At 60.0% G+C, this 13,764-nt stretch carries 16 protein-coding genes; 1 reads left to right on the top strand and 15 read right to left on the bottom strand.

Features of this window, described 5'->3' with window-relative positions; genetic code table 11:
• The 13 genes from ACJ8J1_RS00655 to trmJ all read right to left on the bottom strand — a co-directional run bounded on the left by ACJ8J1_RS00655 (position 1) and on the right by trmJ (position 10,979).
• A complete protein-coding gene (locus tag ACJ8J1_RS00655; protein ID WP_004941426.1) occupies positions 1 to 1,197 on the bottom strand; it encodes a bifunctional tRNA (adenosine(37)-C2)-methyltransferase TrmG/ribosomal RNA large subunit methyltransferase RlmN in 1,197 nt (398 codons plus the stop codon).
• Positions 1,198 to 1,434: 237 nt separating this feature from the next.
• Entirely contained in the window at positions 1,435 to 1,860 is a 426-nt protein-coding gene (gene ndk / locus ACJ8J1_RS00650) for a nucleoside-diphosphate kinase (protein WP_004941424.1), read from the bottom strand.
• 161 nt (positions 1,861 to 2,021) lie between these two features.
• Entirely contained in the window at positions 2,022 to 2,852 is an 831-nt protein-coding gene (gene sseB, locus ACJ8J1_RS00645) for an enhanced serine sensitivity protein SseB (protein ID WP_033644091.1), read from the bottom strand.
• A gap of 89 nt (positions 2,853 to 2,941) precedes the next feature.
• Positions 2,942 to 4,237, bottom strand: a complete 1,296-nt coding sequence (gene pepB, locus ACJ8J1_RS00640; protein WP_033644092.1) for an aminopeptidase PepB — start codon at positions 4,235 to 4,237, stop codon at positions 2,942 to 2,944.
• A gap of 223 nt (positions 4,238 to 4,460) precedes the next feature.
• Positions 4,461 to 4,661, bottom strand: a complete 201-nt coding sequence (gene iscX, locus ACJ8J1_RS00635) for a Fe-S cluster assembly protein IscX (protein WP_006327336.1) — start codon at positions 4,659 to 4,661, stop codon at positions 4,461 to 4,463.
• A 32-nt stretch (positions 4,662 to 4,693) separates the two neighbouring features.
• The gene (gene fdx / locus ACJ8J1_RS00630) at positions 4,694 to 5,029 is read right to left on the bottom strand and encodes an ISC system 2Fe-2S type ferredoxin (RefSeq protein ID WP_004941417.1); all 336 of its coding nucleotides are present in this window, start codon (positions 5,027 to 5,029) and stop codon (positions 4,694 to 4,696) included.
• 2 nt (positions 5,030 to 5,031) lie between these two features.
• A complete protein-coding gene (gene hscA / locus ACJ8J1_RS00625) occupies positions 5,032 to 6,882 on the bottom strand; it encodes a Fe-S protein assembly chaperone HscA (RefSeq protein WP_033644093.1) in 1,851 nt (616 codons plus the stop codon).
• Between the two features lie 32 nt (positions 6,883 to 6,914).
• Positions 6,915 to 7,436, bottom strand: coding sequence for a co-chaperone HscB (gene hscB, locus ACJ8J1_RS00620; RefSeq protein WP_033644094.1), 522 nt, complete (start codon positions 7,434 to 7,436; stop codon positions 6,915 to 6,917).
• A 62-nt stretch (positions 7,437 to 7,498) separates the two neighbouring features.
• Positions 7,499 to 7,822, bottom strand: a complete 324-nt coding sequence (gene iscA / locus ACJ8J1_RS00615; protein ID WP_004941410.1) for an iron-sulfur cluster assembly protein IscA — start codon at positions 7,820 to 7,822, stop codon at positions 7,499 to 7,501.
• 54 nt (positions 7,823 to 7,876) lie between these two features.
• Positions 7,877 to 8,263: a Fe-S cluster assembly scaffold IscU gene (iscU, locus tag ACJ8J1_RS00610; RefSeq protein WP_033635600.1), complete on the bottom strand. Its 387-nt coding sequence runs from the start codon at positions 8,261 to 8,263 to the stop codon at positions 7,877 to 7,879.
• 24 nt (positions 8,264 to 8,287) lie between these two features.
• On the bottom strand, positions 8,288 to 9,502 hold the full coding sequence (iscS, locus tag ACJ8J1_RS00605) for a cysteine desulfurase (RefSeq protein ID WP_015378780.1): 1,215 nt from the start codon (positions 9,500 to 9,502) through the stop codon (positions 8,288 to 8,290).
• A 54-nt stretch (positions 9,503 to 9,556) separates the two neighbouring features.
• Positions 9,557 to 10,051: a Fe-S cluster assembly transcriptional regulator IscR gene (gene iscR, locus ACJ8J1_RS00600; RefSeq protein ID WP_004941404.1), complete on the bottom strand. Its 495-nt coding sequence runs from the start codon at positions 10,049 to 10,051 to the stop codon at positions 9,557 to 9,559.
• Positions 10,052 to 10,244: 193 nt separating this feature from the next.
• On the bottom strand, positions 10,245 to 10,979 hold the full coding sequence (gene trmJ, locus ACJ8J1_RS00595) for a tRNA (cytosine(32)/uridine(32)-2'-O)-methyltransferase TrmJ (protein WP_033644095.1): 735 nt from the start codon (positions 10,977 to 10,979) through the stop codon (positions 10,245 to 10,247).
• A gap of 119 nt (positions 10,980 to 11,098) precedes the next feature.
• Between trmJ and suhB the strand changes: the two genes are divergently transcribed.
• On the top strand, positions 11,099 to 11,902 hold the full coding sequence (gene suhB, locus ACJ8J1_RS00590; protein WP_033644096.1) for an inositol-1-monophosphatase: 804 nt from the start codon (positions 11,099 to 11,101) through the stop codon (positions 11,900 to 11,902).
• A 55-nt stretch (positions 11,903 to 11,957) separates the two neighbouring features.
• Here suhB and ACJ8J1_RS00585 read toward each other — a convergent pair whose 3' ends face one another.
• Both ACJ8J1_RS00585 and ACJ8J1_RS00580 read right to left on the bottom strand, forming a co-directional pair.
• Positions 11,958 to 12,980: a nickel/cobalt transporter gene (locus ACJ8J1_RS00585; protein ID WP_033644097.1), complete on the bottom strand. Its 1,023-nt coding sequence runs from the start codon at positions 12,978 to 12,980 to the stop codon at positions 11,958 to 11,960.
• On the bottom strand, positions 12,971 to 13,606 hold the full coding sequence (locus tag ACJ8J1_RS00580) for a DUF1007 family protein (protein WP_046687657.1): 636 nt from the start codon (positions 13,604 to 13,606) through the stop codon (positions 12,971 to 12,973). The genes ACJ8J1_RS00585 and ACJ8J1_RS00580 overlap by 10 nt, the downstream gene beginning before the upstream one ends.
• Between the last annotated feature and the right edge of the window lie 158 nt (positions 13,607 to 13,764).

Raw genomic sequence — 13,764 nt, 5'->3', positions numbered from 1 at the left:
TCAGACCGCCCGTACGTTGATAGGTTCCCCGGCCATTTTCTTTTTCAGGGTACGCTTGGTACGGTCGATCACTTCACCCGCCAGTTGCCCGCAGGCGGCGTCGATATCGTCACCGCGGGTTTTACGAACAATAGTCGTAAAGCCGTATTCCATCAACACCTTGGAGAAACGGTCCACCCGGCTGTTGGAGCTGCGGCCGTAAGGGGCGCCCGGGAACGGGTTCCATGGGATCAGGTTGATCTTGCACGGCGTGTCTTTCAGCACTTCCGCCAACTGATGCGCATCGTCGGTGCTGTCGTTGATATGATCCAGCATCACGTACTCGACGGTGACGCGCCCCTGGTTGGCGTTGGATTTCTCCAGGTAGCGACGCACCGCGGACAGGAAGGTCTCGATGTTGTACTTGCGGTTGATCGGCACGATCTCATCGCGGATGGTGTCGTTAGGCGCGTGCAGCGAAATGGCCAGCGCCACGTCGATCATGTCGCCCAGCTTGTCCAGCGCCGGCACCACGCCGGAGGTAGACAGGGTCACGCGGCGTTTGGACAGGCCAAAGCCGAAGTCGTCCAGCATGATTTCCATCGCCGGCACCACGTTATTCAGGTTGAGCAGCGGTTCGCCCATGCCCATCATCACCACGTTGGTGATCGGGCGTTGGCCGGTCACCTTCAGTGCGCCGATGATCTTCGCCGCGCGCCACACCTGGCCGATGATTTCCGACACGCGCAGGTTGCGGTTGAAGCCCTGCTGCGCCGTCGAACAGAATTTGCACTCCAGCGCGCAACCCACCTGCGAGGAGACGCACAGCGTCGCGCGGTCGGCTTCCGGGATGTACACGGTTTCGACCTGCTGATCGCCCACCTTGATCGCCCACTTGATGGTGCCGTCGGCCGAGCGCTGTTCTTCCGCCACTTCCGGCGCGCGGATTTCCGCCACGCGCTGCAGCTTGCCGCGCAGGACTTTGTTGATGTCGGTCATCTGCTCGAAATCGTCGCAGCAGTAGTGATAAATCCACTTCATCACCTGATCGGCGCGGAACGGTTTCTCGCCCATTTCGGCGAAGAACTCGCGCATTTGCTGGCGGTTCAGATCCAGCAGGTTGATTTTGGCCGCAGCCGGTTGCTCCACGTTAACGGAGGGGGTAGTCAGCGAATTATTTTCAGACACGGTGTGCTCGGACGTGATGGGTTCTAACATAATGATCTCTGGCCTCGTTATTACACGTTATGGCGCTAAAGAATGGACAGTAAGTTGTGCATTTCAGCCCGCGAGATTCGGGTGGCGGCACTAAAAACACGCCCCTGACAAGTCGTCTTATCAGGGGCGCGGCATTGTACAAATTTTAGTAGCGGGTTTCTATGGCTGAAAGGCATTCAGGGCATTTTTATTGTTTCAGCCGGTGAATGCCTGGCTATCAGCTCAGAAACGGCACGATTAACGTGCGCAGATTTCGCTTTCGTTGAAGAAGTAAGCGATTTCACGCTGTGCGGATTCAACGGAGTCGGAACCGTGAACGGCGTTAGCGGTGAAGCTGTCCGCGTAGTCGGCGCGCAGGGTGCCGGCCAGTGCGTTGTCCGGGTTGGTTGCGCCCATGATGTCGCGGTTGCGCTGCACGGCGTTTTCAGATTCCAGAACCTGCACCATGATTGGGCCGGAGGTCATGAACTCTACCAGACCGTCGAAGAATGGGCGGCCTTTGTGCTCAGCGTAGAAGCCTTCAGCTTGCTCGCGAGTCAGACGCAGCATTTTAGCGGCGATGATTTTGAAACCGGCGCGCTCGAAACGCGCGTAGATAGCGCCGATGTCGTTGTTGGCTACAGCGTTTGGTTTAACGATGGAAAAGGTACGTTCTACGGTCATGATGGCCTCTGTATGACTTCCAAAACAGGCCGGTCTGCAATGTTGCCGGCCTTCTCAAGTGGCGCAGATTATATGTGCGCCGTTAACGCTTGCCTACGGGAAAATCAACATTTCATTAAAAAAATATGATCTTCCTGCGGCATTTCCGACCACGCGCCGCGTTACTGGGTCTTGTCGGTGGACGGGATCAAATTGCGCAGCCAGCTGCCCCAGCGGCGCTGATAAAACGGCTGCGTATGGGCGATCAGGTAGTGGCTGATGCCGCGCTCTTTCTCCGACACCAGGCAGAAATCGACCGGTTCGTCATTCGGCGCCGTTTCGCTGGCGACGCTGCCGGCCTCGTTGATCAACGCCTCGATCTCCGCCGGTTCTGCATCCACTTCCAGCCCGATCAGCAGATTCGGCTTCTCGTCCGCCGCCTGGTCGTGCATCAGCGCCAGAAACGCGCGGCGCACCGGTTTGCGCTGGCTGAACAGCGTGGTCAGCGCATCCACCATCGCCGACGGGTACTCTTCGGGCTGCCCCAACAGGATTTGGGTCTCTTTGTCGACGTAATGCTCAACCGGTTTGACGACGCCGCCGGTCGCCAGCAGCATCGCCACCTCTTCCGGGTAGAACTCTTTGCCGTATTCCGCCTTCGGGTTGAGGAACAGATCCGCGCCCTGGGTGATTTCAAACAGCACCCGAGCCGGCATGGCGATGAACGGCTGTTCGTCCTCAACGGCCTTCTGCAACGCTTCCAGCGAGGTGAAGAACGGAATGATGCTGCCGCCGTCCTGCTTTTCCCAATGCTGGATATTGACCGGCGTATCCGCGTTCAGCGTAATGTCGCCGTCCTGCTGCACCTGCTCGCTGTCGCCGAGGATCAGCACCGTGGCGTCGAGCAGTTCACGGAAGAACGCCGGACGGTGGGCCGGCTCCGTCACCGCCAGCTTCAGCAGGCGTTCAAGCTCGTTCTCGCTCGGGGCGGCATCGTGATGATGGGAACTCATGGCAAACTCCAGGGATCAAATAACGAGGCCCAGCATGCTGGGCCCCGAAGATAATGCGCATTCTAGCGCCCGACGCGGCGGGCGTTCAATTATTTGGCTTTGCTCAGCAGCAGATTGGCCAGGGTACGCACGCCCAAACCGGTCGCGCCGGCCGACCACTGCTCCACCGCGCCTTTGCGGTAGGTGGCGGAACAGTCGATGTGCAGCCAGCCTTGCTGGTAATTCTTGACGAAGTGCGACAGGAAGGCCGCCGCGGTGCTGGCGCCGGCGGTGTAGGCCGGGCCGGCCACGTTGTTCAACTCAGCGAAGTTGGACGGCAGCTGGCTGCGGTGGAACTCGGCCAGCGGCAGACGCCAGAACGGCTCTTGTTCGGCGGCGGCGCTGCTCAGCAGCTCCTGCGCCAGCGCGTCGTCGAAGCTGAACAGCGCATGGTAGTCGTTGCCAACCGCGGTTTTGGCCGCGCCGGTCAGGGTGGCGCAGTCGATAATCAGCTGCGGGTTCTGCTCAGAAGCGTCGATCAGGCCGTCGGCCAGCACCAGGCGCCCTTCCGCATCGGTGTTCATCACCTCAACGGTTTTGCCGTTGCGGTAGCGAATGATGTCGCCCAGTTTGAAAGCGTTGCCGCTGACCATGTTGTCGGCGCAGCACAGGTACAGTTTCACGCGCTGCTTCAGGCCACGCGCCGCCGCCAACGCCAGGGCGCCGGTGATGGTGGCCGCGCCGCCCATGTCAGCCTTCATCGAGTCCATAAAGGCGCTCTGTTTCAGGCTATAACCGCCGGTATCGAAGGTGATGCCCTTGCCGACCAGGCAGGCGAACACCGGCGCGTCCGGGTTACCGGTCGGGTTGAAGTCCAGCGCCAGCAGCACCGGCGGGCGCTCGGAGCCGCGGCCGACGGTGTGAATGCCGGCATAGTTCTGCTCGTGCAAATCTTCGCCCTTGGTGATGCGGTAGCTGACGGCATCGCAGCCGACGTCGCACATCAGATCGACGGCGCGGGTCGCCAGCTGCTCGGGCCCCAGCTCTTCCGCCGGCATATTGATGGTGTCGCGCACCCAGTCAACGATCTTCAGGCGCTTATCCAGCTCCTGACGCGCGGCTTCCGGCAGCTCGGCCCATTCGACGTTGCGCTGCCCTTTCGGCCCGCGGTAACCCTGCCAAAACGCCCAGCTGTTTTCCAAGTCCCAACCGTCGCCGGCCAGCTTGACGTTTTTGATGCCCTGACCGTCAATTTTGCGGCCCGCGCGCTGGATCGCGCCCAGCTTGTCGGCGCCGGTCAGGTGGATGGTCATCCCTTCGCCGTTGGTGCTGAGCAGCGCTTTTTCGCCCCAACGGGCGTCGGCAGGTTGTTGCGACAGCGTGACCTGCATGAATTCTGTTGTCATAGCCTTCTTACTCCGGATGTTCCCTTTATTATTTCATTAGGGCTTTATTGCATACCCTATGGATTTCAAATTGCAGCTAGGCGCCCAGCGATCTCATCCCCAGGAGCTTACTCAGGTAAGTGACTGGGGTGTGATCGTGCAGGTAACAACGCTGCGGTTTGAAAGACGACGGGTATGTCGGATACAAAATAAACGGGCCGCCCATGGCAGCCCGTTACGCTATTTACTCCGCTTCATCTAACCAGACCAGCAGGATCGCTTCCAGTATTTTTTCGTTGGAAGCCTGCGGATCGTCGTCGAACTCTTCCAGATCGCAGATCCACTGATGCATGTCGGTAAAACGCACGGTTTTCGGATCGGTGTCCGGGTATTGGTCGTACAGGGCTTCGCCGATTTCACGGCTGTCGGTCCACTTCAGTCCCATTATGATCTCCGGGTTGACGCTGCGGCTAACAATTAATGCTCACGCGCGTGGTTGACGGTGTAGCGCGGCATTTCGACCACCAGATCTTCGTCGGCGACCAGCGCCTGGCAGCTCAGACGGCTTTCCGGCTCCAGCCCCCACGCTTTGTCCAGCATGTCGTCTTCCAGCTCGCTGCTCTCTTCCAGCGAATCGAAGCCTTCACGCACGATGCAGTGGCAGGTGGTGCAGGCGCAGGATTTCTCGCAGGCATGCTCGATTTCAATGCCGTTGCGCAGCGCAACGTTGAGGATCGACTCCCCTTTTTCGGCTTCCAGAACCGCCCCTTCCGGGCACAGATCTTGATGGGGCAGGAAAACAATTTTAGGCATGGTTAAACCTCATCCACAGAATGGCCAGCCAGCGCGCGGCGAATGGAAGCGTCCATGCGGCGCGCGGCAAAATCTTGCGTTTGTGCATCTAATGTTTTGATGGCGTCTTCGATAGCGGCGGGATCTTCACCCTGCGCCGCCTGCTGCAACGCCTGGGTCGCGGCGGCGATCGCCTGGCTTTCCGCCTCGCTCAGCAGCGCGGCGTCGGTGGCCAGCGCGCCCTGCAGGCTTTCCAGCACCCGCGCGGCTTCCACGCGTTGCTCCGCCAGCTTGCGCGCGCCCACGTCGCTTTGCGCGTTGGCCATCGAATCCTTGATCATGCCGGCGATTTCGCTGTCCGACAGGCCGTACGACGGCTTGACCTGGATCGAGGCTTCGACGCCGGTGGATTTCTCCATCGCGGTAACGCTCAGCAGACCGTCGGCATCCACCTGGAAAGTGACGCGAATGTGCGCGCCCCCGGCAGGCAATGGCGGCAGGCCGCGCAGCGTGAAGCGCGCCAGCGAACGGCAATCCTGCACCAGCTCGCGCTCGCCCTGCAGCACGTGGATCATCATCGCGCTCTGGCCGTCTTTAAAGGTGGTGAACTCCTGCGCGCGCGCCACCGGAATGGTGGTGTTGCGCGGGATCACTTTCTCCACCAGACCGCCCATGGTTTCGAGGCCCAGCGACAGCGGGATCACGTCCAGCAGCAGCATGTCGCTGTCCGGCTTGTTGCCCACCAGAATGTCGGCCTGGATCGCGGCGCCGATGGCGACCACTTTATCCGGATCGATCGACGTCAGCGGCGTGCGGCCGAAGAAGGCGCCCACTTGCTCACGCACCAGCGGCACGCGGGTGGAACCGCCGACCATCACCGCTTCCAGTACCTCGTCGGCGGCGACGCCGGCGTCTTTCAGCGCGCGGCGGCAGGCCATCAGCGTGCGTTTCACCAACGGAGCGATCAGCGCTTCAAACTGGGCGCGGGTCACTTCACCCTGCCAGCCAGCCACCTCGACGCGCACGCTGTCGGCATCGCTCAACGCGATTTTGGCGGCGATGGCGGCATCCAGCAGTTGGCGCTGCACGCCGTGGTCGCTGCGATCGGCCACGCCGGCCTGCTCGCGCAGCCAGTCGGCCAACAGGTGATCGAAGTCGTCGCCGCCCAGCGCGGAATCGCCGCCGGTGGCCAGCACTTCGAACACGCCGCGGCTGAGGCGCAGAATGGAGATATCAAAGGTGCCGCCGCCCAGATCGTAAACCGCGATCACCCCTTCCTGGCCGGAATCCAGCCCATAGGCGATCGCGGCCGCAGTGGGTTCGTTCAACAGACGCAGAACGTGCAGGCCGGCCAGACGCGCCGCGTCTTTGGTGCCCTGGCGCTGCGCGTCGTCGAAGTAAGCGGGAACGGTGATCACGACGCCATCCAGCTCGCCTTCCAGCGCCGCTTGCGCGCGCGCGGACAGGGCTCGCAGGATGTCGGCGGAGACGCCGACCGGGTTAACCGCGCCGGCGGCGGTGACGATCAGCGGCAGGCCGTTGTCGCTGGCTTGGAATTGGTACGGCAGGTTCGGGTAACGTTGCTGCACGTCCGCCAACGAGCGGCCCATCATGCGTTTGATGGAGCTGACGGTATTGGCCGGATCCTGCGCCGCCTGTTGGCGCGCCTCCCAGCCGACGCGCTGCGCGTCCGCCTGATAATGCACTACCGAAGGCAGCAAATGGCGACCCTGTTCGTCGGCCAGCGTTTCCGCTTGCCCGCTGCGCACCGTGGCGACCAGCGAGTTGGTGGTGCCCAAGTCGATGCCGGCGGCCAGACGTCGCTGGTGCGGCGCGGCGCTGAGGCCAGGCTCACTAATTTGTAATAAGGCCATGTTGAAGCTTCCACAATCAGAATCAGAAGGTGTTACTCAAAACCCAGCAGTTTTTCTTCGAGTTGTTCAACCTGTTGCTGGAGTTTGTCCAAGAAGCGCAGCTTGCGCACGGTATCGGCGGCGTCCGCCCACTGCTCACTGTCCAACTGCTGCAGCATCAGCGCGCTGCGCTGTTTGACCGAGGCGGCCAGCCGCGCGCCGAAATCGGCCAGCAGGCTTTCCGCCTCCGGCTTGCGCTCAATGGCGTCGAGCTCTTCGCGCAGTTCCAGCTGTTCCATCAGGAACGCGGTGTCGCGCATCGTATGCTGTTCGTTGCCCAGATCGAAGCCGTGCAACGATAGCATATACTCCGCGCGTTTTAACGGGTGCTTCAGCGCCTGGTAGGCTTCGTTAATGGTCGCCGCCTGCTGCAACGCCATCAGGCGTTCGCGCTCCGGCTGGTTGGCGAAACGATCGGGGTGGAATTGGCGCTGCAGATCCTGGAAGCGGGACGCAAGCAGGCTGCCGTCCACGGTGTAGCGAACTGGCAGCCCGAATAAAGTAAAGTAATCCATAGCGTGCTCTGGGCGTTAGCGGATGAAGTTCCCCCGCCGAAACGGGGGAGCACGATGGACTGTCAGACGTTGAAACTCTCGCCGCAGCCGCACTCGCTTGAGACGTTCGGGTTGTTGAACTTGAAGCCTTCGTTCAGGCCTTCCTTAACGAAATCAAGCTCGGTGCCGTCAAGGTAGACCAGGCTCTTGCCGTCGATGATCACCTTGATGCCTTTGTCTTCAAACACGATGTCGTCATCGTTGGCTTCGTCAACAAATTCCAGCACGTAGGCCATCCCGGAGCAGCCGGAAGTTCGCACTCCCAGACGCAGGCCGAGACCCTTGCCGCGGTTCGTCAAAAACGCCTGAACACGCTGCGCAGCGCTGTCGCTCATGGTAATAGACATCACAACCTCACACTTCAAATCAAAGCCCGGCGCGGCCGGGCCGACTCAGACAAATTACTCGGCGCTATGCTTGCTCTTATAGTCGGCAATCGCTGCTTTGATGGCGTCTTCAGCCAGGATCGAGCAGTGAATTTTGACCGGCGGCAATTCCAGCTCTTCGGCGATCTGGGTGTTTTTGATCGCTTCAGCCTGATCGAGCGACTTGCCTTTCATCCATTCGGTCACCAGCGAGCTGGAGGCGATGGCGGAACCGCAGCCGTAAGTTTTAAAGCGCGCGTCTTCGATGATGCCTTCATCGTTAACCTTGATTTGCAGCTTCATCACGTCGCCGCAAGCCGGCGCCCCTACCATGCCGCTGCCGACGGTAGGATCTTCGTTGTCGAAAGAACCCACGTTGCGCGGGTTTTCATAATGATCGATTACTTTTTCGCTGTAAGCCATGACCTTGCTCCTGAAACCTGAGAATTAATGATGCGCCCATTCGATGCTGTTGATGTCCACGCCCTGCTTGAACATCTCCCACAGCGGGGACAGATCGCGCAGACGGCCGATGGATTTACGCACCAGTTGAATGGTGTAGTCGATCTCTTCTTCCGTGGTGAAACGCCCCAGGGAGAAACGGATCGAGCTGTGCGCCAATTCATCGCTCATGCCCAGCGCGCGCAGCACGTAGGACGGCTCGAGGCTGGCGGAGGTACAGGCTGAACCGGAAGAAACGGCCAGGTCTTTCAGCGCCATGATCAGCGACTCGCCTTCAACGTAGTTGAAGCTGACGTTCAGGATGTTCGGTGCGCCGTGCTCCAGATCGCCGTTCAGATACACTTCTTCCATATCTTTCACGCCGTTCCACAGACGATCGCGCAGGGTGCGCAGACGCGCCATCTCTTCGGTCATCTCTTCTTTGGCGATGCGATAAGCTTCGCCCATGCCGACGATCTGGTGGACAGGCAGGGTGCCGGAACGCATGCCGCGCTCGTGACCGCCGCCGTGTACCTGCGCTTCGATGCGAATACGCGGCTTGCGACGCACGTACAGCGCGCCGATGCCTTTCGGGCCATAGATTTTGTGGCCGGAGAACGACATCAGGTCGACTTTCAGCTTGCTCAGATCGATAGGCAGTTTGCCCACGCTCTGGGTGGCGTCAACGTGGTAGATGATACCGCGCGCACGGCACATTTCGCCGATCGCTTCGATATCCTGCACCACGCCGATTTCGTTGTTGACGTGCATGATGGAGACCAGGATGGTGTCATCGCGCATCGCCGCTTCGAGATCCTGCAGGCTGATGATGCCGTTGCTCTGCGGCGCCAGGTAGGTGACTTCAAACCCTTCGCGCTCCAGCTGACGGCAAGTGTCGAGCACGGCTTTGTGTTCGGTTTTGCTGGTGATGATGTGCTTGCCTTTTTTCTGGTAGAAATTGGCAGCGCCTTTTATCGCCAGGTTGTCGGATTCGGTCGCCCCGGAGGTGAAGACGATTTCGCGCGGATCGGCGCCCACCAGTTCGGCGATTTGGTTACGGGCGATGTCTACCGCCTCTTCCGCCTGCCAACCGAAACGGTGGGAACGGGAAGCCGGGTTGCCGAAAGTGCCGTCCAGGGTCAAAAACTGCATCATCTTCTCAGCAACGCGCGGGTCAACCGGCGTCGTTGCTGAGTAATCCAGATAAATCGGTAATTTCATTGCTCTTGTGCTCCGTACATCACTTCCAAAAACTAAAATAATTTCGCCAGCTGCTTATGCGCGCAGATTAACGTTGATAGTTTCTTGCGGACGACCGTTGGCCGTGCGGCGCGTATCGTTGTTTTGACGATCCGCCACCACCAGCACTTCCTGGTTGTTGACCAGTTCAGCCAGCGTAATGTTGTTCAGGAACCCGCTGATGCGCTCGCTCAGATCGCGCCACAGGGCGTGGGTCAAGCAGCGATCGCCGCCCTGACAGCCTTCTTTGCCCTGGCAACGGGTTGCATCTACCGATTCATCGACGGCAGTGATGACAGCGCCAACGGCGATCTCACCCGCGTCTTTACCCAGCAGATAACCACCGCCCGGACCGCGCACGCTGGCCACCAGGCCATTCTTGCGCAGACGGGAGAATAATTGTTCCAGATAAGAGAGCGAAATACCCTGGCGTTCGGAAATGTCCGCCAGTGGCACCGGCCCTTCCTGGGAATGCAGCGCTACGTCGAGCATAGCGGTTACGGCATAACGGCCTTTGGATGTCAGTCTCATAGCTCAATGGTTACCTGTTGGTCAAATATGGCCGAAAGTCTGACATTCCTGAGTAAAACAGTCAACTATTTAACCTAGTAATTGACTCAAGTATTAGCACGTTTTGAACTTAGCAAGAACAAAGGTATATAAAATACATGTTATAACCTTTGGATAACTAATACTATTGTCGCCCACCGTTATGCCACATCAATTAATTACCTTGATGTTTATCCTGTTTCTCGATCGAGGTCAGCATGCCGCGCAGGATATTCAGCTCCTGCCCTTCCGGGCGTGCGCGGGTGAACAGCCGACGCAGGCGGCTCATCACCTGGCCCGGATGGGACGGGCGAATGAAGCCGGTACGCTGCAACGTCTGCTCAAGGTGCTGATAGAAACGCTCAAGGTCGTCCACCAGCGGATACGGCGTCTCTTCCAGCTGCGGCGCGCCCGCCTGTTGGCGATCGAGGTAAGCCACGCGCACTTCGTACGCCAGGATCTGCACCGCCATCGCCAGGTTCAGCGAGCTGTAGTTCGGGTTGGCCGGAATGGCGACGTGGTAGTGGCACTTCTGCAATTCATCGTTGGTCAGCCCGACGCGTTCACGGCCGAACACCAGCGCCACCGGCGCGTGCTCGCCCTCGTGCACCGCGCGCACGCCGCATTCGCGCGGCTCCAGCATCGGCCACGGCAGGGTGCGAGAGCGCGCGCTGGTGCCCACCACCAGGCTACAGCCGGCGATGGCGTCATCGAGGGTATCGACGATGGTGGCGTTGCCGATCACGTCGCTGGCGCCGGCGGCCAGGGCGATGGCCTGAGAATCGGGTTTGATCAGCGGATTAACCAGATAAAGGTTGGTTAACCCCATGGTTTTCATGGCTCTGGCGGTCGAGCCCATGTTGCCGGTATGTGAAGTCTCTACCAGAACAATGCGGATATTGTGCAGCATACAAACTCTGAGCGTGGCGGAAAATCGCAGCATCTTAACACAGCCGTAGGCAATTTGCCGAACAGCTGCTATACTTCGCGCCGTTTCCTGTTCTTTAACATCCTAGTTGGAAGATACCCATGCATCCGATGCTGACTATCGCCGTGCGCGCTGCGCGCAAGGCCGGTAACCTGATTGCCAAAAACTACGAAACCCCGGACGCTGTAGAAGCGAGCCAGAAAGGGACCAATGACTTCGTCACCAACGTCGATCGCGATGCAGAGCATCTGATCATCGACGTCATCCGCAAGTCTTATCCGCAACACAGTATCGTGAGCGAAGAACGCGGTGAGCTGATCGGCGAAGATCGCGATGTGCAATGGGTGATCGATCCACTGGATGGCACTGCAAACTTCATCAAACGTTTCCCTCATTTCTCCGTTTCCATCGCCGTACGCATCAAAGGCCGCACTGAAGTGGCCGTGGTTTACGATCCGATGCGCAACGAACTGTTCACCGCCACGCGCGGTCAGGGCGCCCAGCTCAACGGTTACCGTCTGCGCGGCACCAACGCCAAAGATCTGGATGGCACCATCCTGGCGACCGGCTTCCCGTTCAAAGTCAAACAGCACGCCACGCCTTACATCAACATCGTCGGCAAGCTGTTCACCCAGTGCGCGGACTTCCGCCGCACCGGTTCCGCTGCGCTGGATCTGGCCTATGTGGCCGCCGGCCGCGTAGACGGTTTCTTCGAAATCGGCCTGAAGCCGTGGGACTTCGCCGCGGGCGAACTGCTGGTGCGTGAATCCGGCGGCCTGGTCACCGACTTCGTCGGCGGCCACAACCACTTCAGCTCCGGCAACGTGGTAGCAGGCAACCCGCGCGTCGTGAAAGCCATGCTGGCCACCATGCGCGAAGAACTGAGCGAAGCGCTGAAGCGTTAATCGCCAGAAGCGAATCGAAAAAAGCGCTGCCGATGCAGCGCTTTTTTTATGCCCGTTAGCGGGAGAAGGGGCGGATGCCGCCGCCGAATTCCGGCTGCGCGCTGACGTACAGCAACAGCCCGGCGGCCAACAGGATCAGGCCCCCGGCCAGCGCCAACGATCCCCAGGCCACCGCGCTCCAGGCGGCGGGCGCACGCGAGCGGCTAAGGCGCACCGCCAGCCGTCGGCTGTAATGCACCAGCAGCGCCAGCATGGAGATGGTCAACGACGTGCCGAACGCCATCGCCAGCGCGGAGATCACTCCCCAGCCGAACACGCCGATCACCTTAGAGAACAGCAGCACCAAAATCGCCCCCGAACAGGGACGCATGCCCATCGCCAGCACGATGGCGGTCTGGGTGCGCCAATCGCTTCCCGCCTGCAGCTCGCTGTCGCTCGGCAGATGCCGGTGGCCGCAGCCGCAATCGGCGCTGTGCACATGCTCCGCCGCCAGCGGCGTCAGGCTGTTAATGCGCAGCGCCGGCGCCGGGCGCATCGCCTTGATCGCCGCAAACAGACGTTTCAGCGCGCGCCAACTCAGCAATACGCCAAGCAACATCACCAAAATAAAGCTGCCCTTCTCCAGCCAGAAGCTGCTTTGGTGAAGCTGGCGCGAAGAGAGCTGCAATACCACCAGCATCAGCGTAACCAGCGCGATCGCCACCCCGCCCTGCACCAGCGAAGCGGCGAAGGTCAGCTTCAGGCTGCTTTTCAGCCGCGCCGGGTGAGTGGCCAGATAGGTGGCGATCACCACTTTGCCGTGGCCGGGGCCGAGCGCATGCAAAACGCCATAGCCGAGGCTGAACAGCGTCAGCGCCAACCCTGCCTGCTGCGGCGCGGCCTTCACCTGCTGCAACAACCCCGCCATCTGCTGGTGCAGCGCTTTTTGCCATACCACGCTCTGCATCAGCAGCTGCGGCCAATAGTGCCACGCCAGCAGCGCGGCGGCCGCCAGCGCCAGCGTGAACGGCAGCAGCGGCCACAGGCCGAAAGCCCAGTGGCGCCGGTTTATCGCCGGTTGCGAGAGATTCAGCGACATTGCAGCGTCACCCGCTGGGCGAACTGCTGCCCCAGCGCCAGGTCTTCACCGGGCGAGTCGTTCTTGTCGAGCGACAGCGCATAGGCCTGCAGCGACGCATTCGGCTTCGGCGTCATCAGCTTGTAGCTGCACTGCTGCGCCATCTCCGGCGGCAAATGCAGCGCATTTTGGTCTTTATAGGTCATATCCACGAAATAAGTCGGATCGTAAGTAGAAAGCTCGAACGGCTTGCCCGCCAGCGGCTGCGGCTCGGCCAACGGCAGCACGAACTCCAGTACCGCCTGGTTGCCCTGGCGCGACAGGTGATATTCGCTGGGCAAGTTCAGGTATTTCACCGGCTTGCCGTCGCGGTAAAGGTCGGTGAAATAGTGCTGCCCCAGCACGTTGGCCATCACTTCCGCCGCCAGCTTTTTCCACACTTCCGAATCGCTCTTGGCGTTTTTCGCATCGTAGAGCAGATCCGCCGAGGTGATTTCATCCATCACCCACACCATTTTCAGGCCGACCAACCGCTGATCCTTGGCGACGAAGGTGGTGTTCATATCGATAAAGCTGTGCGGATGCGCGATCGCACCGGCGCTGAACACGGCGCCAAAGGCAGCCAAAAGTCGACGTAACTTCATCATTATCCTGCTTTACCTATATTTGTTATAACGTAACACAAATAAATGTCGAACGGCCCGCCTCTGCCGGCGATATTTGTGACGAAAGTTGTAAGCCGAAGTAAAAGCCGCGCGTTAACCCTGCCGGCACAAAGCCTTTTGCTATGCTTAGGCATAATCGC

It is taken from the genome of Serratia sp. CY37869, assembly GCF_052168895.1.
Lineage (GTDB): Bacteria > Pseudomonadota > Gammaproteobacteria > Enterobacterales > Enterobacteriaceae > Serratia > Serratia ureilytica.
This window is presented reverse-complemented; position numbering and strand designations above follow the sequence as displayed.